A 20,594-nucleotide genomic window follows, 5' to 3' on the forward strand; every position below is an offset into this window, starting at 1 on the left:
TTTATTGGCAAGCTTCGCATTCTTCGAAACCAGGATCGCCAGGACGCATGGTGCACGCCGGGCCGTCCAGTTCCAGTGGCGCAGCTTCTACTGGCGCTGTACCGTAAGTCGCTGCCGCACCACCGCTCATGCCGCCATCGACAGCCACCGCATTCAATGCGCCGGTTTTCGAAGTCGACTTCTCGGTATGCGTTGCGCCGATGGTACGCAGGTAGTAAGTGGTCTTGAGACCACGCAACCATGCCAGCTTGTAGGTTTCATCCAGCTTCTTGCCGGATGCGCCTGCCATATAGATATTCAGCGACTGTGCCTGGTCGATCCATTTCTGACGGCGCGATGCAGCTTCCACCAGCCAGGACGGCTCAACTTCGAATGCGGTGGCATAGATGTCGCGCAAATCTTGCGGAATGCGGTCGATCTTGGCCAGGCTGCCGTCGAAATACTTGAGGTCGGAGATCATCACTTCATCCCACAGACCGCGCGCTTTCAAATCACGCACCAGGTATTCATTGATTTCAGTGAACTCGCCGGACAGGTTCGATTTCACGTACAGGTTCTGGTAAGTCGGTTCGATACATGCCGATACACCGATGATGTTCGAGATCGTCGCTGTCGGCGCAATCGCTACGCAGTTCGAATTGCGCATGCCGAATTCCTTGATGCGGGCACGCAGTTCGGTCCAGTCCAAGGACTCGGACAGGTCTGCTTCGAGATAGCCGCCGCGCTCTTCCGCCAGCAATTTCAACGAATCTTGCGGCAGGATGCCACGATCCCACAAGGAACCGCGGTAGCTGCTGTAACGGCCGCGCTCTTCCGCCAGTTCGGTCGATGCCCAATAGGCGTGGAAGCAGACTGCTTCCATCGAGGTATCGGCAAATTCAACCGCTGCTTTCGAGGCATAAGGCACGCGCATCATGTGCAGGCAATCCTGGAAACCCATGATGCCGAGGCCAACCGGACGGTGACGCAGGTTGGAATCGCGCGCCTTCTTGACTGCATAATAGTTAATATCGATCACATTATCCAGCATGCGCATCGCAGTATTGATGGTTTTCTGCAATTTGGCGCGATCCAGCTGGCCATCTTTCATGTGCGCCGGCAGGTTGACCGAACCCAGGTTACAGACCGCGATCTCGGATTCATTGGTGTTCAGCGTGATCTCGGTGCACAGGTTTGAGCTGTGGACCATGCCGACGTGCTGCTGCGGCGAACGGATGTTGCATGGATCTTTGAAAGTGATCCATGGGTGGCCGGTTTCGAACAGCATCGACAGCATCTTGCGCCACAGGTCGAGCGCCTGGATCTTCTTGAACAGACGCAGTTCGCCGCGCGCAGCCTTGGCTTCGTAGCCGGTGTAGGCTGCTTCGAAGGCTTTGCCGACCTTGTCATGCAGGTCCGGTGCATCGCTTGGCGAGAACAGGGTCCACTCGCCTTTTTCCATCACACGCTTCATGAACAGGTCTGGAATCCAGTTGGCGGTGTTCATGTCGTGGGTGCGGCGGCGATCATCGCCGGTGTTTTTACGCAGGTCGAGGAATTCCTCGATGTCCATGTGCCAGGTTTCCAAGTAGGCGCAGACCGCGCCCTTGCGCTTGCCGCCCTGGTTGACCGCCACGGCGGTATCGTTGACCACTTTCAGGAATGGCACCACGCCTTGCGACTTGCCGTTGGTGCCCTTGATGTGAGCGCCCAACGAACGTACTGGCGTCCAGTCGTTGCCGAGGCCGCCGGCGTACTTCGCCAGCAAGGCGTTTTCCTTGATCGCTTCGTAGATGCCGTCGAGATCGTCGGCCACCGTTGTCAGGTAGCAGGACGACAGCTGCGAGCGCTGGGTGCCGGAGTTGAACAGGGTCGGCGTCGAGCTCATGAAATCGAAGCTGGACAGCAGGTTGTAGAACTCGATGGCGCGCGCTTCGCGGTTGACTTCATTCAGCGCCAGGCCCATCGCCACGCGCATGTAGAACGCTTGCGGCATTTCGATGCGGATATCGCGGACGTGCAGGAAATAACGGTCGTACAGCGTTTGCAGGCCGAGGTAACCGAATTGCAGGTCGCGTTCCGGCTTCAATGCTTCGCCCAGCAACGCCAGGTCGAATTGCGCCAGCTTGGCATCGAGCAAATCTGCTTCAATACCCTTCTTAATGAATTTCGGGAAATATTCAAGATATTCAGCTGGTGCGTCGGCTTGCGCCACTTCCTTGCCAAATACTTCCTTACGGATCGTGTGCATCAGCAGACGTGCGGTAACCGTGCTGTAAGCAGGGTCTTTTTCCATCAATGCACGCGCTGCCAGGATCGCCGACTTGTGCAGTTCTTCAACCGGCACGCCGTCGTACAGGTTCTTGACGGTTTCCGCCAGGATCGCTTCAGCATCGACATGCTTTTCCAGGCCGATACAGGCTGCGGTAATCAGATCACGCACCTGGTTCATGTCCAGCGCGCGGCGCTGGCCATCTTCGGTGACAAACAATTCAGTGCCGCCGACAGCCGGCTTGCTGCCGGTCTGCTGCTGCGAACGCTCTTCCATGCGCTTGGCGCGATACAGCACGTAGGCACGCGCCACATCGTGTTCGCCGGAACGCATCAGGGACAGTTCGACCTGGTCCTGGATGTCTTCAATATGGAATGTGCCGCCATTTGGCTGGCGGCGCACCAGCGCAGCAACCACGTTGGAGGTCAATTGTTCGACCAACTCGCGCACGCGCGCCGAAGCTGCGCCCTGGCCGCCGTTGACAGCGAGGAAAGCCTTGGTGACAGCGATCGAAATCTTGGATGGCTCGAAACCGACCACGGCGCCGTTACGGCGGATGATCCGGTAGTCGCCGAAACTGCTGGACACCTTGACGGGAGAGCCGCTACCGGCCGATGGCGGGACACCAGCAACATCGGCTGATGATTTGACGGAAATTTCTTGAGTAGATTGCACTGAGCCTCCCGAGACTGTGAAAGCAGGCGAACTCATTACGCCTGCTGTTATTAATTAGAACCTTGAAACCGCTAAGGGTTCACCGGTGCAGATACAACGCATGCCATTTCTACATCAGTCACATACTGCGTCGAACCTGCCTTTATGCTGCGACAGCAAGACTTGATACCCATGACTGACATCTCAACGGAATGACTGGAAATGCACGAACCTAAGTTGAAAATACGTTGAAAACAAGATGAAAAAAAATGAGCGCCAAATACAACCAATAGCAAACTCGACCAACTGGGAAACCGCCCTGCCGCCTATCCGGCACCTGCATCTGCACTACATCTATATAAGTACGATATAGAGCATTCAAATATGCAGACAGACAACAAAACAGCCAAATGCGAGACACAAAAAACACTACATGTAGGTTTCTGGATTTGATTTTTACTAATTGTAGTGCCTAGAAGTCGCTGGCGCAATCTTTAAAAGCGATCTTTTTTATGTGCAAAAACCGAGAATGCAATTGACTTTTTCAGTCTATAACAGGGAAGCGGAGCGGCGGGGTATTGAGCGCTTGCGGCATATGCCCGGCTAACGCTTGCTGGTATTGGGCCCAGTCGAAAAACGGACCCGGATCGGTCTTCCGGCCTGGCGCAATATGCTCGTGCCCAGCCACCGCGGCGAGAGGATAACGCAAGCGCAACGCATGGGTCAATGTTGTCAACGCCTGGTATTGCAGATCAGAAAATTGTTCGAAATCGCTACCTTCCAGTTCGATGCCGATCGAAAAATCGTTGCAACGTTCGCGGCCCTCGAAACTGGATACGCCGGCATGCCAGGCGCGATCATTGGCGGACACGAACTGGACCACACCACCGTCGCGCAATATCAGGAAGTGGGACGAGACCCGCAACGGCCGCAGTTGATCAAAATAAGGATGGGCATCATAGTCGAGCCGGTTGCTGAACAGATCGGCAATATAGGGACCGCCGAACTGCCCCGGCGGCAGGCTGATATTGTGGATCACCAGCAGATCGGCGCTGCAACCGGCAGGCCGGGCATCGCAATTCGGCGACGAATGGCGCACCACTTCATCCGGGCGGCACCAGCCGTCGGCGCCAACCTCGAAGTAAGGTCGAACCGGTAATGCGCTACTCTTTTGCGGCTCCGTCATGGTCACAATCAATTAATCCTGTTCGTGAATCGACAATCGTTGCATCCTGTAGCGCAACTGGCGGAAACTGATGCCCAGCAGATCGGCCGCCTTGGTGCGGTTGAAATGGGTGCGCGCCAACGCCTGCCGGATGACATCGCGTTCGATGTCGTCGAGATAGTCCGGCAGCGACGGCGGCAACTCCAGGCCGGCGCGCTGCATGACCACGCCCGCAGCAGCCGCTTCTGAGACCGCCACCATGGCGTTGACAGTCGGTGCACCAACACCAATCAAGGCATCGATCTCGCCGTCATCGAACATCAGCGCCTCGGCGGGCCGGACACCGGCGCCCCCCTTCAACCCAAGATCGGCCACTTCGATCAAGCCGTCATTGGCAAACGCCAAGGCGCGTTCCAGGATGTTTTCCAGTTCACGCACGTTGCCGGGAAACGCATAAGCACGCAACGCCGCCAATGCCGCCGGCGTCAGGCTGGCCTGTTCTGCTTGTGGCGCAAACACCGACAGGCGCCCCAGAATTGCAGCAACCAGCAAACCGATATCGTCCAGTCGCTCCCGCAACGGCGGCAGTTTTAATTCAATGACATTCAAACGATAGTACAAATCCTGCCGAAATCTACCTGATTCGACACACTCGGCCAGATTCTGGTGGGTGGCGCTGATCAAACGAACGTCAACCGCCTCCTCCGCCGTGGCGCCGACTTTGCGCACACGCCTTTCCTGGATCGCCCGCAGCAGCTTGACCTGCATCGCCAGCGGCAGGTCGGCGACTTCGTCCAGCATCAGGGTGCCGCCGTTGGCGGCTTGAAAGAAACCGTCACGGTCATCGGCGGCGCCGGTGAAAGCTCCCTTGCGATAACCGAAGAACTCGGCTTCCATCAAGGCCTCCGGGATAGCGCCGCAATTGACGGCAACGAAGGGCTTGTCGGCACGCGGACTGAGTGCATGGATGTCGCGCGCCGCCAGTTCCTTGCCGCTGCCGGATTCGCCGGTGATCGCCACCGGCGCCATGCTGCGCGCCAGACGGACTATCTGGGTGCGCAACTCCTGCATCGCCGCCGACTGGCCGATCAGGCGCAAGCTGGAGCTGCCACGGACCCGCGCATCCGGCTGCGGACGGCTCTGCTCGGCCGGCTTCCCGATGCGCAATGCCGATTGCACCATCAAACGCAGCTGATCCAGCGCCACCGGTTTCGACAGGTAATCGAAAGCGCCGGCCTTTAACGCCATGACGGCATTGTCGGCGCTGCCATAGGCGGTAATCACGGCGATTGGTATGACTTTTTCGCCGCTGGTGACTTCGCGCACGAGTTCGATTCCCAGCCCGTCCGGCAAGCGCATGTCAGTCAGGATCAGCGCATAGTCGTGCTGCGCCAAAAGCGCGCGCGCGACAGTCAGGTTTTCGGCGCTGTCGACGTCAAGTCCCATTTTGACCAGTGCAATTTCCAGCAATTCGCGCAGATGGGCTTCGTCATCAACGACCAGAATACGAGGTGAAGTCATGGAAATGGTCTTTTTTCAGTCAGTTTTAATCATCTAGAAGCAGGATAACGGCGCTTGCCACCCCGCCCCTCAAGTCATTACAGAGGATCATCGGGGGCAAACGCAATAACAAAACGGCCACTTACGTGACTGGAATTCTGTCCATGAACGTCGTGCCGGTATTCATAATCGAGTAGCGCGCCATTATTCAAGCATAATTCGCGCGCCAAAAACAATCCCAGTCCGGTGCCTTTGCTGGACGTGGTGTAGAAGGGCTCGAACAAATGCGCGCGCACTGCCGGAGAGATCGGTTCACCATCGTCCTGCACATGCAACTCCAGGCGGCCGGCCACATTCGACATCACGTGCAAACGCATCCCGCCAGGCTGGCCACTGGCGTAACGTACTGCATTTGAGAGCAGGTTTGCAACCACCTCGCGCAAGTGCAAGGGATCGAACCAGACCTGATGGCGGTCGGCGGCGTCGACCTGGAGCGCGATGCTCTCCGCCGCAACCGCATGGGTCTGCCGGAAATCCTTGACGATGTCCTGCAACAGCGGCGCCAGCAGGATCGGCTCAAGCTGCCGCTGCGCCTTGCGCGACAGCTTCAGGATATCCTCGATCATGCGGTTCAGGCGTGCCACATTGTCATCGATAATCGTCAGCAGGCGCTCTTGCGACTGATTGGTTTCCTCTTCCGACAGCAAGGTCGAGGCATACGAAATCGACGCCAGCGGATTGCGCACCTCATGCGCAATGCTGGCTGTGAGGCGTCCCATCGACGCCAGCTTGAGCTGCTGCGCCTGATTTTCGATTTCACTGACGTCCTGCAAGAAAATGACGGCGCGATACTCGCTCAGATCGCGCATCCGGACTGCCGCAAAGCGCACTTTCAAATGCGCCACCAACTCGCGGCGCCCGCTCCAGTCCATGCCCGCCGGATCCGGCCCGAGGTCTTCGGTATGCTTGATGGTGACGAACACCGCCTCACCGGCTATCGGCGAAACCGTTCCGGGCAGATCGCTGACCCGCGATTCCCAGGCAAACAGTGCATCGGCGATCGGCGCCAGCAGCGTTGAATCGCCGAGCTTGAGGCGCGGCTCATCATCCGGCAGCGACAAACCCAGCATCCGTTCGGCGGCCGGATTGGCCATGATCAGCGTGCCGACCGGATCGACAACCAGCAAACCGTCGCCCATATCCTTGATGGCGATGCGGTTGATGTCCATTTGTACGCGCAGGTCCCGGCCACGCTGTGTCGCCAGTTCCTCCTGCTTGATCAGCTTGTCGGCAAGGCGGTTGATCACCAGCACCGCAAAGAAGAAGGCGCTGCCGTACAAACCGGCATGCATGGTCGAAATATCGGGTGTCGACTGCAGTATCTGGTAACCGGTCTCGGCCAGCAAAACCATCGTCGCAACCGAGACGAACAGCAGCGCCACCAGCAGCGGCGCCAGGATCGCCGCGCCGGCCAGCGGAAACAGATAGAGGATCGCCAGGCCGCCTTTGGCGCCGCCGGAGCCGACGTACAGGATCGATACCGCGACGATATCGACGCTGATCGGCAACACGATCTGCAGCATGTAGTGACGCCGGTGATACGCAGTCACCAGCGTAAACAGAATGGCGCACAACAGATAGACACTGCAGGTTTCCGGGCTGGTGAACAGCTGGGAGAACCAGATTTCGCTCTTGTTCTGGGTGCTGAGATAAGCCAGCATCACCATCGCCACGACAATCCGGGTCACATTGAAGGTTTGCAGCGAACGCCAGAAAGTCTCGGGTTTATCGTTGGGCTGGTGGCGCCTGGCGTTGGTCATGCGTATTTATCCTGTCTCGCAACAATCGGGGATCACCTTCGTACACCTTAGGCTGGATGCACTCGGCGCAGTCAGGGATAAAACCTAGGAAGCATGAAGTCGACGATGCTCAGCGCTGCAGAATATCGCGCCGGAGGAATCGGCAATCGCTTCCGATGCCGGGAAATGAATGCCGCAATGGACGCAAGCGACCATCGCTTCGACCTGCGTCGGCTCGGGCGCGGCGGATGTGGGCGCAGCGCCCGGGAAAGGCGTGCCGCCGGACGATGGACGACCGCGGCCGAGGTTTTTTTTCAAGCGCTGGAACCAGACAATCACGGCCAGCAGGATCACAACCAGAATAACAAATTTCATACCAACACCCGATGCAATACAACTTCAAGCACGAAACGGCTCCCAACATATGCCAGCAATAAAATGGCAAACCCGGTCAAGGTAAAACTCAGCGCGGTGCGGCCGCGCCAGCCCTGCCACTTGCGACCGGCCAGCAACAGGCCGAACAAGGCCCAGGACAGCATGGTGAAAATGGTCTTGTGGTCCCATTTGAACGCCTTGCCAAACAACTGCTCCGAGAACACTACACCGGACAGTACCGTCAGCGTCAGCAATACGAAACCGAAGGCAATCAGGCGGAACAATAATTTTTCCATGGTCAGCAAGGCCGGCAGGCGATCCAGCGCAGCACCGAACCAGCCGCCCTTGGCGCCGCCCGGCCGGGTATGCAGGCGCGACTCCTGCAACACCATCAACACGGCATGAAAAGCGGCGATAGTGAGCGTGCTGTAAGCAAGGATGGAAATCACGATATGCCAAAGGAATACAGGCGACTTGCCATCCAGCGGCACCATGTTGCCGGGGAATATTGCCGGCAACACGGCCGCCAGGGCCGCCATCGGCAGTACCAGGACCCGCAGCCCGTCCAGAGTGTAATTGCGGTTTTCCAGCCAGTAGGCCGCCACCGAAACCCATAAGGTTGCCGACAGCATCATCGAAAATCCGACACGCAACTCTTCCGGTCCGACAACGTCGGCCCACAGCACGCCGCCATGCAGCAACCATGCTGCGGCAACGATGAGGGAAATGGCCTGGCGGCGGCTGGACGGCAAAAAGGTGCAGCCTATATATAGCAGCGCCACCAGAACGAAAAGATATGTTTGCATCGTGTAAGTTTACAGCAAGTGACGCGACAACGGCGTGATGACAACACGCAATCATAACGTAACCTCGGGCAACATTTCACGCCGCTCGTCATGTGTTGTAAAGTCGGGCAAGCCGCCGGCCCGACAGTTTATTGGTATTTATATATCGCGTTTGCGGAAAGGCGCCGCCCGGCGCATTGCTCTTTATAGAGAGGCTTCGACCAGGTGGACCCGGCAAGGCCGCAGATTTTGCCCGGCATCGGGTAAAATGGCTGGCTACAAGCATTACCATATTTATTTTCAATGCGAATTAGCGTGCCGATTGACACGAAATTTGCACGCAACCCGAGTCGTATCGACCGATTGCACCTCTTCTGGAAACGCTGTTACCCATGCTCGACAATCTTACCCAACGCCTCGCCAAAGTCGTCAAAACCATGCGCGGCGAAGCGCGTCTCACCGAAGCCAACACCGCGGACATGCTGCGCGAAGTCCGCCTGGCGCTGCTGGAAGCCGACGTTGCCCTGCCGGCGGTGCGCGAATTCATCGCCAACGTCAAGCAAAAGGCGCTCGGCGAAGAAGTGATTGCATCGCTGACGCCTGGCCAGGCCCTGGTCGGCGTGGTGCAACGCGAACTGGCGTCGCTGATGGGCGCCGATCTCGGCCCGGAAGCTTCGCAACTGAATTTTGCAACCCAACCGCCGGCGATCATCCTGATGGCCGGTCTGCAAGGCGCCGGTAAAACCACTACGGTCGGTAAACTCGCTAAATACCTGCGTGAGCAAAAGAAGAAAAAGGTATTGACGGTTTCCGCCGACGTCTACCGGCCGGCCGCGATCGGCCAGCTGCAAACCGTGACAGCGCAAGTCGGCGCCGATTTCTTCCCGACCACGCCGACCGACAAGCCGGTCGAGATCGCACTGGCTGCGCTCGATTACGCCAAGCGCCATTACCACGACGTGCTGATCATCGATACCGCCGGACGTTTGGGTATCGACGAAGCGATGATGCTGGAAATCAGCGCTATCCATGCCGCCGTCAAGCCGATCGAAACCTTGTTCGTGGTTGACGCCATGCTCGGCCAGGACGCCATCAATACCGCCAAGGCCTTCAACGATGCGCTGCCGCTGACAGGTATCGTGCTGACCAAGCTGGACGGTGACGCCCGCGGCGGCGCGGCGTTGTCGGTGCGGCATATCACCGGCAAGCCGATCAAGTTTGCCGGCGTCGCTGAAAAACTGGACGGCCTGGAAGCTTTCGATCCGACCCGCATGGCGAACCGTATTCTCGGCATGGGCGACATCCTGGCGTTGGTCGAAGAGGCGCAAAAAGGCGTTGACGTCGAAGCAGCCAAGGATCTCGCGCACAAGATCAAAGGCGGCGGCAAGTTCGACCTGAACGACTTCAAGGCGCAACTCGGCCAAATGAAGAAAATGGGCGGCCTATCGAACCTGATGGACAAATTGCCGGCCCAGTTCCAGCAAGCGGCAGGCGGCGCCAATATGGACCAGGCTGAAAAGCAGGTGCGCCGGATGGAAGGTATCATCAATTCGATGACCGCCCAGGAACGCGCCAAACCGGAGTTGATCAAGGCTTCGCGCAAACGCCGCATCGCGGTCGGTGCCGGCGTCCAGGTGCAGGAAGTCAACCGCATGCTGTCGCAATTCGATCAAATGCAATCGATGATGAAAAAACTTAAGGGCGGCGGCATGATGAAAATGATGCGCAGCATGAAGGGCATGATGCCGGGCATGCGCTAAGTTCAAGCTGAAGCTCCAGACGCGAATCTGCAGTAAAAAGTCGACGCAAAACACTCCAAAAAGCCTTGCAAGTCATTGACTTGCAAGGCTTTTTGCATAGTTATCGGCGAAATTCACGTGCCCCGACAAGCCATCACGGCCATCTGTTACCTATACTGAAACTTATCCGGCGACGCCAATCGGTCGATTCGGGCCGCCAATCCGGCCCAGGTATTGGCTCCGCCGGGCATTCCTCTTCCGTATCAAAAGCCGCACAAACCCGTAAAAAACACTTGCATCGCCAGGAAAAGCGCAACACTATTAGCGATGCGTGCTTGACGCATTTTCTCAATATCCCTGAAGGAGGCTCAAAGATGGCCACAGCAGCAAAGAAACCAGCGGCAAAGAAAGCTGTCGCACCCGCCAAGGCACCGACTAAATCGGCGCCAAAAGCAGCTCCGAAAAAAGTAACTGCAACCGGTACTGTAGCGCGCAAGCCTAACGCTGCATTCATGAAAGCTCTGACGCCATCAGCAGTCCTGGCCGCCGTAGTAGGCGCAGCACCGCTGCCACGCACGGAAGTGACCAAGAAGGTTTGGGAATACATCAAGAAGCATAATCTGCAAAACCCAGCAAACAAGCGCAACATCCTTGCAGATGAAAAACTGAAAGCTGTCTTTGGCGGCAAAAAGGAAGTGTCGATGTTTGAAATGACAAAGCTCATTTCCGACCACCTGAAATAATGCTTGGGGCATAGCCGAACTTGGTTCAACGCGAGTTCAACCTGCCGCCCTGAGTGCCAAACAAAAACGCCCGCATCGCGCGGGCGTTTTTGTTTCCGCAAGATATTCGCTTCAATCCAGCAAGTCCGAATAATCAACGTCGGCATAGCCAGCCAGTGTCTTCCACGGCAATGGATTAGGCGCCTCGATCAGCGTCACCCGCGTTTCGCGCCGCACATGTCCGTGCGCATCGCTCGACTCGACACGGCGCGGATACTGGCCTTTGACATCCCAACTGACGCGCACCGTTACGTCCCCGCGCTTGCTTTCATAGTTCTGCACACCATTGTTGACCGCTCCGACTGCGCGCATTTTTTTCAGGCTCTGCGGATCGCTCAGATAGAAAATACTGCCCCAGTTGCCGTTAAAGCCGATGTTGCCGTAGTACTGCGGATCGACCTTGACGGTACGGCGCTGGTGCCGCTCGACCAGCCGTGCATCAAGCGAGCCGTCGGCCTGGCGCCGCACCCACATCGGCGAACTGCCGGCATCCGGATGATTGTGTCCGGCGTGATCGTGATCCACCTCGGCTGTTGCTTCGGCCGGGATCAACCGCTCCGTCCAGACCTCGCCGTTGCGGCGGTACACGCGCTCGGTAAATGTAGTTTCGCGTTTGACGCCGTCGCGCCCCAACGTCATTGAATAATGCTGTATCTGGAGATTCTGGTCGGGCGCGCCGACAGTATTCGCCGCCAACGCAGCGGGCAGGATCGACAGCAGGGACCATGCCGCTGCCACCAGCTTCAATCGATTCATTCGTTTTTTGAAGTAAATCATTTTCCATCCAAAAAAATTGCCGCCATCAGTTCGATGGCGGCCAAATGCTACTTAGGAACACCGGCATTGCAGCCACGGCCGGCAAACCGGCAATCCGCAATGCGACGCACCTGGCTTATCCAATTGCATCACAAGCCAAGCGCATTTTTAACCTTGCCGAACACCTTGATGTTTTCAAATGTGCCCTTGAAACTGTCGCTGCCGGCTCCCGCCGAGAACAGCATCACGTCGCCGCCGCCATGCGTTTCCGATCCCGGCGAGCCGGCAAAGCGCACACCGACCTGCTGCAGGTAGTCATCGCCTTCGGTGTCGACATTGGTCAGGTCCGCATCTTCCGGCCGGCGCGGCGCGCTGCCGTTGCCGAACACCAGCGTGGTGTATGGCTTGCCATCGGCTGCCAGCGCCAGTTTGCCGTCGTAGTAATTGGCGACCTTGCCGAGAATCGGATTGCCGCGTTTCGGATAGCCGTTGAAACCCATCGCATGATCATGATCGGCGGTGACCACGATCAAGGTGTCTTTCAGGTCGACCAGTTCCAGCGCCTTCTTGATCGCGGCATCGAATGCCAAGGTGTCTTCCAGCGCGCGCTTGGCATTGGTGCCATGCAGTGCGTGGTCGATGCGGCCGCCTTCAACCATCAGGAAATAACCGTTTGGATTTTTCTTCAGGACGCCGATGGCTTTCTCGGTCATTTCGGCCAGGCTCGGCTGGTCCAGCTTTTTCTTGACGCGGTCCAGCTCATAATCCATATCGCTGGCGGTGAACAAACCAAGCAACTTGCCGACGCTGGCGGGATTGACATTCTTCAGTTCGGTACCCGTAGCGACGTAGGTGTAGCCGGCCGCCTTGAACATGCTCAGCGGATCGAGATTGTCGTTGCGCTTGCTGGCCGGATTCGATTTCGGCAAGAAGTGCCGCAGACCGCCGCCCAGCAGCACGTCGACGCCATCCTTCAATGCGATGTTGTAACCCGGCGCCCCCGGCGTCGCCTGTTCGGTGATGGTGTTGTAGGCATCGCGGTTGCAGACGTGGGCATAAGTGGCAGCCGGCGTCGCATGGCTGATACGCGTGGTGCTGACCGCGCCGACCGCTTTGCCGGCGCCCTTCGACAGCTCCAGCAAGGTCTGTACCGCCTGGCCGTTACCCGCTACGCAAGTGGAGTCGGCATTGTTCTGGTATGGCTTGCCGTTAGCGTCGTAAGGATTGGTGTCCGACGACATCGAAATCACGTCGTTCTTCATTTTTACGCCGGTCATGTAAGCCGCCATCGACGGTGCGCTGTCGGTGGTCTGGGCATCCAGTGAAAAGGTTTTGACGCGCGCGGTGCGCGTCAACGTTTCCATCGTCAGGCGCCCGGATTCGCCGTGGCCGTAGATACGCGCCGCTGTCACCGTCACCGGGCCCATGCCGTCGCCCAGGAAGAAAATGACGTTCTTTGCCTTGGCCGCGACCGCATCGGCGGCCACCACATTGCCGGCCGCCAGTGCCGAGAGTGCGGACAATACGCACACCGTCGCGCAACGATAGGCGCGCTGGCTGATTTGCTGTTTCTGTTGCTTGATGATCTTCATGTCTATCCCTTGTACTTGATCTGATCGACTGCTTCTCAATTCGCCTCGATTGCCTCTCAACCGGCGCTCGGCCAGTTGAGAACAGGCATCACAGGCCGACGGCTTTCTTCACCAGGCCGAATACCTCGGTGTTATCGAGGACGCCGCGGATATTTTCCGCACCCAAGCCTTGCGCTCCGATAAAGACGTTGGTGCCGCCGTGGGTTTCGCCGCCCGCTTCGGTCGGCACTACCGCTTCCTGCATGTAGTCTTTATCGGCCACCTGCATGTCGGACAAGGCGCCGCGTGTAGCCAGATGATTCGGGCCGTTGCCGAAGCCGATCACGGTATAAGGATTGTTGTTGATGTCGCGTTCAGGCTGACCGGTCAGAACGTTCTTCACCAGGCCGAGCACGCCTGGCTCGCTCGCGGTGGTCTTGCCGGTGCGTTTGGCGTAACCATTCAAGAGGATCGAATGGTCATGGTCGGCGGTAACCACGATCAGGGTATTTTTCAAGCCCGGATCGACTTGCTGCATCTTGTCGAGCGCGACCTTGATCGCATCGTCGAATGCCACGGTTTCCTGCAACGCACGGCGCGCATTGGTGGCGTGCAGCGCGTGATCGATGCGGCCGCCTTCGACCATCAGGAAGAAACCGCTCTTCTTGTTGTTCAGCAGATCGATCGACTTGGCAGTCATCTGCGCCAAGCTCGGCTCCTTGGCGGCATCGCGATCCAGGTCGTAGGTCATGTGGTCCTTGTTGAACAGGCCGACCACCTTCGCAGTGGAAGTGCCGATCTTGTCGAACTCGGAGAAATTGCTGGCGTAGGTATAGCCGGCAGCCTTGAATTCGGCCACCAGGTCGCGGCCATCGGTGCGCTTGCTGTCGGCATCGGTCTTCGGCAGGAAATGGCGGCGGCCGCCGCCGAAAATCACGTCGACACCGTCGCTGAGCTTGCTGTTGAAGCCAACGCCCTTCGGCGTCAGTTGCGCAGCGATGTTGTTCTCACCGTCGCGATGGCAGATGTGCGAATAGGTTGCGGCCGGCGTTGCGTGCGTGATCCGCGTGGTCGTCACGACGCCGGTGCTGTAACCGCGCGCTTTCATGAGTTCCAGCAGCGTATCGACCGGTGTGCCGTTGCCGCTCGGGCAGGTGCTGTCGGCGCCGTTGACATAGCCCTTGCCGCTGGCGTCACGGGCACTGGTGTTGGCCGACATCGAAATCACTTCATTGTTGGCTTTGACGCCGGTCATGTAGGCGGCCATCGATGGCGCGCTGTCGGTGACCTGCGCATCGTTCGAATAGGTCGTGACAAAACCGGTTTCCGGCAAGGTGTCGATGGTCAGGTCGCCCTCTTCGCCAACTTTGTAGATGCGGGCTGCGGTCATCGTGGCGATGCCCATGCCGTCGCCCAGGAAGAAAATCACGTTCTTGCCGACCGGCTTCACCTCAGGCCGCTCAACCGGCGCGTCCGCATGCGTGCTGCTGGAGCCGCTGCAAGCTGTCAGCGCCATGGATGCCAAGGCGCCAGCAATCAGAATACTTAATTTCATTACCCCTCCGCGTTATCGATAAAATATGTAAGCAGTTGTAACATTTGTTACAACTGTAACCGACGCTTGTTACAGGCCGATGACCAAAACGATTTTTTTCAGTGCGGGGAAGAAATCAGCAGAAATTGGAACTATGGGGGATGAATGAAACGGCGGTCACGCCAAGAGCAGCGAACGCAAAGACGCAAGAGATTGGGCACAAATAAAAAGTGGGGATGCACAGTGCATCCCCACTTTTATGTTCCGCTTGCTGCAATCGTAGTCGCTCAGGCTGGGCAATTCATTGCCCAGCCGATGAGGAGATTGTCAGGAAATTACTGGCGTGCAGATGCAGAAACTGCGTGGACAGGCAGCTCGTCCTTGTATTCCCAGCGTTTCCAGGCCGCCAGTACCGCGTTCGGGTATTCGGGGCGGCCGCGGCTGCCGTTGTAGCGGCCGAGTGCGAGATAGAGGTTGCCCTTTTCCATGTCGATATACATGCGCAGGATCGAGCAGCCGTAACGCAGGTTGGTTTGCATGTCGAACAGTTTGCCGCGATCGGCGTCGCCGATCACGCGGGTCCAGAATGGCATGACCTGCATGTAACCGTGGGCGCTGACGCTCGACAGCGCGTATTTGCGAAACGCCGATTCAACCTGGATCAGGCCCAGCACCATGCCCGGATCGAGGCCGGCGCGCTTGGCTTCGTACCAGGCGGTTTCCAGGAACTCGATGCGCATCTGCGAATCCGGCAGCTTCTTCTTCAGGCGCTCGGACATTTCACCGAGCCAGTACAGGTACTGGATGCGCTGGTCGATATCGGAAAATTTGGGTTTCGGCGGGCGCGCGTCGTTGATGGCGCGCGACAAGGCCAGGCGCACCGAGTCCGCTAATTCTTCTTCTTTTTGATTACCGGCATGCGCCAAGCTGCTGAATAGCAACAATATTGACAACAAGCCAAGAAAAAAGCGGTTAGGCAAACGCAAGCGATACTCCCTGGTAACAACTATTTATTTTGTCAGGAGTATACAAAGAAAATGGCGGGAGAAACTGCCTCGCCGCCATCTTCGTTGTTTTTAGGAAACTATAACCATGCTTCCTGCTTATTTTTCTGCTTATTTTTCTGCTTATTTTTTCTGCTTACCAAAATGCTATGCCAGGCGCGCCTTGATGAATGCCGTCATTTCCGCCAGCGGCACGGTAGTGGCTTCAGTATCGCGCCGGCCCTGGTATTCCAGCTGGCCATCCTTCAAGCCACGGTCACCAATCACCACGCGATGCGGCACACCGATCAGTTCCCAGTCGGCAAACATCGCGCCTGGGCGCTCGCCGCGGTCGTCCAGGACGACGTCGACGCCGGCAGCCTGGAGTTCCTCGTACAGCTTGTCGGTCTCGGCCTTGACGGCCTCGCTGCGGTCATAACCCATTGGGCACAGCACCACTTCGAACGGCGCGATCGCGGTCGGCCAGATGATGCCCTTGTCGTCGAAATTCTGTTCGATCGCCGCACCCAGGATGCGGGTAATGCCAATCCCGTAGCAGCCCATCTGCAGCAGCTGCGGTTTGCCGTTTTCGTCCAGGTAAGTGGCTTTCATCGCTTCCGAATAGGCAGTGCCCAACTGGAACACGTGGCCGACTTCGATGCCGCGCATGATCGCCAGCACGCCCTTGCCGTCCGGCGATGGATCGCCTTCGACCACATTGCGGATGTCGAACACCAGCGGCTCCGGCAAATCGCGGCCCCAGTTGACGCCGGTGTAGTGGAAATCCACTTCGTTGGCGCCGACGACGAAGTCATGCATGTTGGCGACCGTGACATCGGCCACCACCTTGACCGGCTTCTTGGTATTCAGTGGCCCCAGATAACCTGGCGGCGTACCGAAATACTCGACGATTTCCTGTTCAGTAGCGAAGCGGTAACCAGCCAGGCCCGGCACCTTGTTGGCCTTGATTTCGTTCAGCTCATGGTCGCCGCGCAGCATCAGCAGCCAGACTTCCTTGCTCGCTGGCTCCTTATCGGTGGCTTCTTTCTCGACTGTCAGGACAATCGACTTGATGGTGTGCGCCAGCGGCAATTGCAGCAACTCGGCAACCGCTTCGCACTTGGCCTTGCCCGGTGTCGGCGTCTTGGCCAGCGCTTCGGCCGCAGCAGCGCGGGTCGGATTCAATGGCAGCGATTCGGCAGCCTCCATGTTGGCCGCATATTCCGAGGTTGGGCAATACACGATGGCGTCTTCGCCGGTGGCGGCGATCACGTGGAATTCATGCGAACCGGTGCCGCCGATGGCGCCGTTATCGGCTGCCACTGCACGGAATTGCAGGCCAAAGCGTTGGAAAATACGCGTGTAAGCGTCGTACATCACTTGATAGGATTGCTTCAGGCCGTCCAAGTCGCGGTCAAACGAATAGGCATCCTTCATCGTGAATTCGCGCCCGCGCATCAGGCCGAAACGCGGACGGCGCTCGTCGCGGAATTTGGTCTGGATATGGTAAAAATTCACCGGCAGCTTGCGATAGGAACGCAATTCGGTGCGGGCGATGTCAGTAATCACTTCTTCCGAAGTCGGCTGGATGATGAAGTCGCGGCCGTGGCGATCCTTGACACGCATCAGTTCGGCGCCGTACTTCTGCCAGCGCCCGGTTTCCTGCCACAGTTCAGCCGGCTGCACCACCGGCATCAGCAACTCAACCGCGCCTGAGCGGTTCATCTCTTCGCGCACGATGTTCTCGACTTTACGGATCACGCGCAGGCCGATCGGCATGTAGGTATAGATACCGGAACCCAGGCGTTTGATCATGCCGGCACGCATCATCAGTTTGTGACTGACGATTTCAGCGTCGGATGGAGCTTCTTTGAGCGTGGAAATAAAAAAACGGGAGGCGCGCATAACGATGAATTCTTTTTAAAAAGAGAGGGTTATAATCAACTCAATTTTAAAGGATTAGCTGGCTGATGCGCCCACTCTTTGCACAATTGATTGATGTTCTGGCCATTATCACTACGGGCCAGGGCTAATTGCGTATCTAATTAATGAAAGACAGTGGAATTGACCGGGCTTCAATGGCTGATCAACCCTGTACTGGAATTGATAAGTTTGCCGGAAAGATGGAGCAACTGCCGCGAGGCTTGCCTGGCGGCTCATGAGCTCCATTCTGTAACGGCGAAGATTTCGCAATAATTGACATTTTGGCACGAGGACCGTCCGGCCGCAGAAAGTTTTGAGGTAACAACATGCTTGACCGTGAAGGCTTTCGCCCGAACGTCGGCATTATCTTGCTCAATACCCAGAATGAAGTCTGGTGGGGCAAGCGCGTGCGTGAACACTCGTGGCAATTTCCACAGGGCGGCATCAAATATGGTGAAACCCCGGAGCAGGCCATGTTTCGCGAGCTCGAAGAAGAAATCGGGCTGAAGGCGGAACATGTCAAGATCATCGGCCGCACCCGCGACTGGCTGCGCTATGAGGTGCCCGATCATTTCATCAAGCGCGATGTGCGCGGCCATTATCGCGGCCAGAAGCAGATCTGGTTTTTGCTGCGCATGGTTGGCCGCGATTGCGATGTCAATCTGCGCCTGACTGAACATCCAGAGTTCGATGCGTGGCGCTGGCATGACTATTGGGTGCCGCTCGACGTGGTGATCGAATTCAAGCGCGATGTGTATCAACGCGCGCTGCAGGAATTGTCACGCTTCCTGACCCGGCCGGCGCAAGCCACTCCGCATCATGCCCGTCATTTACGCACCGGCCATGGGCCGCGTGCATCAAACCCACCCAATCCGGCCAATGCCGATCCCGAAAAAAAGTGAGTGTTTCCATGGCTTTTGATTTTGCTTTCCGTATTCCCGGCACTGCCAGGAAAATATCGCAACTGCTGGCAGCCAGCCTGCTATTGCTGGGTCCTGCGGCGCTAGTGCATGCCGCCACTGATCCGTTCTACCCAAGTGCTGTGTCGACGCCTGGTTCGGGCTTGTCCGATGAAGATTTCGACGACGATGGCAAATCCTGGCAGGAAGTCAAAACTGAAATCCCGCCGGCGCCGCAGGCCGCTAACCTGGTGTCGTTCTATGTCAGCCCGACTGCCACCATGAACTTCTTCATCGATCTCAATTCGATTACCGCCGGCGCCGATGGCGTGGTCCGTTACACCATGGTCAGCAAAAGCGAGGCTGGGGCTGAAAATATCAGCTATGAAGGTATCCGTTGCCAGACTTATGAAAACAAACTGTACGCATTCGGTCAAAAGGACGGTAGCTGGTCACGGGCGCGCTTGAGCGGCTGGAAACAGATCAATGAATCGTCCGGCAACCGGCAGCACGCGGCGCTGGCAAAAGATTATCTGTGCCAGGACGGCATGATCGCCGGCAAAGTCGACGAAATACGCGGCAGGATCCGCAACAATCGTCCGATCAAGCCAGGTAGCTGATCGCACTGAACTCTGCTCAAATAAAAAACGGCTCCTGCATGACGCGGAGCCGTTTTTTTTCGTTCAGGACAAGGGCTTGTGAACGGCCCGAGCGCGGGTTACAGCAGGACCATGTTATCGCGATGAATCAATTCCGATTCCTCGACAAAACCCAGGATCGCCTGGATTTCAGACGATGGGTGACGCATGATGCGGCGCGCTTCGGAACTGGTGTAGTTGCTGATGCCGCGCGCAATCGCACGGCCATCGACATCGGTGCAAGTGATGACATCGCCGCGGCCGAATTCACCGGACACGCCGGTGACGCCGATCGGCAACAGGGATTTACCTTCGTGGCTCAGCTTTTGTACCGCACCCGCATCAAGTACTACCTTGCCGGCAGTTTTCAGATGATCGGCCATCCATTGTTTGCGTGCGGTCAGCTGCGCGGTTTGCGCAGTCAATTGCGTACCGATTGCTTCGCCGCCGGCCAATCGGGTCAATACGGCATCTTCACGTCCCCAGGCAATCACCGTATGCGCGCCTGAAGTCGCGGCGCGCTTGGCGGCCAGTATCTTGGTAATCATGCCGCCGCGGCCGATACTGCTGCCGGCATCGCCTGCCATCACTTCCAATGCCGGATCGCCAGCCTTCGCTTCGTGCACGAACTCGGCATCGGGAACCTTGCGCGGATCGGCGGTGTACAAACCTTTCTGGTCGGTCAGGATGATCAACGCATCGCCTTCGATCAGGTTGGCGACCAACGCGCCCAAAGTATCGTTGTCGCCGAACTTGATTTCATCGGTGACCACGGTATCGTTCTCGTTGATGATCGGCACCACGCCAAAACGCAGCAGCGTAAATAATGTCGAGCGGGCATTCAGGTAGCGTTCGCGATCGGCCAGGTCGGCATGTGTCAGCAACACTTGCGCAGTGCGCAGGTTATGGGCGCGGAAACTGGTTTCGTAGATTTGCGCCAATCCCATTTGGCCGACGGCGGCGCAAGCCTGAAGTTCGTCGATGCTGGTTGGACGCTTGTCGAAGCCGAGCCGCTGCATGCCTTCAGCCACGGCGCCTGAACTGACCAGCACGACTTCCTTGCCCATCGCCCGCAGTTCGGCAATTTGCGTCGCCCATTTGGCAATGGCGCCGGCATCGAGACCTTTGCCATCGTTAGTCACCAGGGAAGATCCGACTTTGATGATGATGCGCTTGGCTTTTTGAATGACGGAATTCATAGTTATCTATCGCAGCCGCGGCGACGGCTCATGCAAGACCA

16 protein-coding genes are annotated in these 20,594 nt (G+C 57.5%); 4 read left to right on the forward strand and 12 right to left on the reverse strand.

Translation table 11 applies throughout. The features are described from left to right. Position 1 precedes the first annotated feature (1 nt). From ACIPF8_RS15860 to ACIPF8_RS15885, 6 genes are all read right to left on the reverse strand, one after another. On the reverse strand, positions 2-2,926 hold the full coding sequence (locus ACIPF8_RS15860) for a ribonucleoside-diphosphate reductase subunit alpha (protein WP_400422728.1): 2,925 nt from the start codon (positions 2,924-2,926) through the stop codon (positions 2-4). A 523-nt stretch (positions 2,927-3,449) separates the two neighbouring features. Then, positions 3,450-4,091, reverse strand: coding sequence for a 1,6-anhydro-N-acetylmuramyl-L-alanine amidase AmpD (ampD, locus tag ACIPF8_RS15865; protein WP_400422730.1), 642 nt, complete (start codon positions 4,089-4,091; stop codon positions 3,450-3,452). Between the two features lie 12 nt (positions 4,092-4,103). After that, complete coding sequence (locus ACIPF8_RS15870; protein WP_400422733.1) at positions 4,104-5,591, reverse strand: sigma-54-dependent transcriptional regulator; 1,488 nt, start codon at positions 5,589-5,591, stop codon at positions 4,104-4,106. Between the two features lie 77 nt (positions 5,592-5,668). Continuing rightward, entirely contained in the window at positions 5,669-7,390 is a 1,722-nt protein-coding gene (locus ACIPF8_RS15875) for a sensor histidine kinase (RefSeq protein WP_400422735.1), read from the reverse strand. Positions 7,391-7,474: 84 nt separating this feature from the next. Continuing rightward, positions 7,475-7,744, reverse strand: a complete 270-nt coding sequence (locus ACIPF8_RS15880) for a PP0621 family protein (protein WP_400422738.1) — start codon at positions 7,742-7,744, stop codon at positions 7,475-7,477. Further along, entirely contained in the window at positions 7,741-8,550 is an 810-nt protein-coding gene (locus tag ACIPF8_RS15885) for an inner membrane protein YpjD (protein ID WP_400422740.1), read from the reverse strand. Before ACIPF8_RS15885 ends, ACIPF8_RS15880 begins: the two co-directional genes overlap by 4 nt. Before the next feature lie 371 nt (positions 8,551-8,921). Here ACIPF8_RS15885 and ffh point away from each other — a divergent pair, with 371 nt between their 5' ends. Together ffh and ACIPF8_RS15895 are read left to right on the forward strand one after the other, a co-directional pair. Next, the gene (ffh, locus tag ACIPF8_RS15890; RefSeq protein ID WP_061537429.1) at positions 8,922-10,289 is read left to right on the forward strand and encodes a signal recognition particle protein; all 1,368 of its coding nucleotides are present in this window, start codon (positions 8,922-8,924) and stop codon (positions 10,287-10,289) included. Positions 10,290-10,642: 353 nt separating this feature from the next. Next, on the forward strand, positions 10,643-11,011 hold the full coding sequence (locus ACIPF8_RS15895; RefSeq protein WP_061537577.1) for an SWIB/MDM2 domain-containing protein: 369 nt from the start codon (positions 10,643-10,645) through the stop codon (positions 11,009-11,011). Between the two features lie 111 nt (positions 11,012-11,122). On the opposite strand, the gene ACIPF8_RS15900 is transcribed toward ACIPF8_RS15895, so the two are convergent. From ACIPF8_RS15900 to ACIPF8_RS15920, 5 genes are all read right to left on the reverse strand, one after another. Continuing rightward, positions 11,123-11,806 carry a hypothetical protein gene (locus ACIPF8_RS15900; RefSeq protein ID WP_400422743.1) on the reverse strand — a complete coding sequence of 228 codons (684 nt, stop codon included), beginning with the start codon at positions 11,804-11,806 and terminating at the stop codon, positions 11,123-11,125. 149 nt (positions 11,807-11,955) lie between these two features. Then, positions 11,956-13,398 (reverse strand): alkaline phosphatase, encoded by a 1,443-nt coding sequence (locus ACIPF8_RS15905; protein WP_400422746.1) that lies wholly within the window; start codon positions 13,396-13,398, stop codon positions 11,956-11,958. An 88-nt stretch (positions 13,399-13,486) separates the two neighbouring features. Beyond that, positions 13,487-14,932: an alkaline phosphatase gene (locus ACIPF8_RS15910; protein ID WP_400422749.1), complete on the reverse strand. Its 1,446-nt coding sequence runs from the start codon at positions 14,930-14,932 to the stop codon at positions 13,487-13,489. Between the two features lie 314 nt (positions 14,933-15,246). Further along, complete coding sequence (locus ACIPF8_RS15915; RefSeq protein ID WP_400423008.1) at positions 15,247-15,891, reverse strand: lytic transglycosylase domain-containing protein; 645 nt, start codon at positions 15,889-15,891, stop codon at positions 15,247-15,249. A gap of 171 nt (positions 15,892-16,062) precedes the next feature. After that, the gene (locus ACIPF8_RS15920; protein ID WP_400422752.1) at positions 16,063-17,799 is read right to left on the reverse strand and encodes a proline--tRNA ligase; all 1,737 of its coding nucleotides are present in this window, start codon (positions 17,797-17,799) and stop codon (positions 16,063-16,065) included. Between the two features lie 344 nt (positions 17,800-18,143). On the opposite strand from ACIPF8_RS15920, the gene ACIPF8_RS15925 reads away from it, so the two are divergent. Continuing rightward, on the forward strand, positions 18,144-18,719 hold the full coding sequence (locus ACIPF8_RS15925) for an RNA pyrophosphohydrolase (protein WP_061534585.1): 576 nt from the start codon (positions 18,144-18,146) through the stop codon (positions 18,717-18,719). An 8-nt stretch (positions 18,720-18,727) separates the two neighbouring features. Beyond that, positions 18,728-19,336, forward strand: a complete 609-nt coding sequence (locus ACIPF8_RS15930) for a CNP1-like family protein (RefSeq protein ID WP_400422755.1) — start codon at positions 18,728-18,730, stop codon at positions 19,334-19,336. A gap of 98 nt (positions 19,337-19,434) precedes the next feature. On the opposite strand, the gene proB is transcribed toward ACIPF8_RS15930, so the two are convergent. Continuing rightward, complete coding sequence (gene proB, locus ACIPF8_RS15935) at positions 19,435-20,553, reverse strand: glutamate 5-kinase (RefSeq protein WP_400422758.1); 1,119 nt, start codon at positions 20,551-20,553, stop codon at positions 19,435-19,437. Positions 20,554-20,594: the final 41 nt, after the last annotated feature.

Origin of the sequence: Collimonas sp. NPDC087041 (assembly GCF_044745265.1) — a bacterium.
Lineage (GTDB): Bacteria > Pseudomonadota > Gammaproteobacteria > Burkholderiales > Burkholderiaceae_D > Collimonas.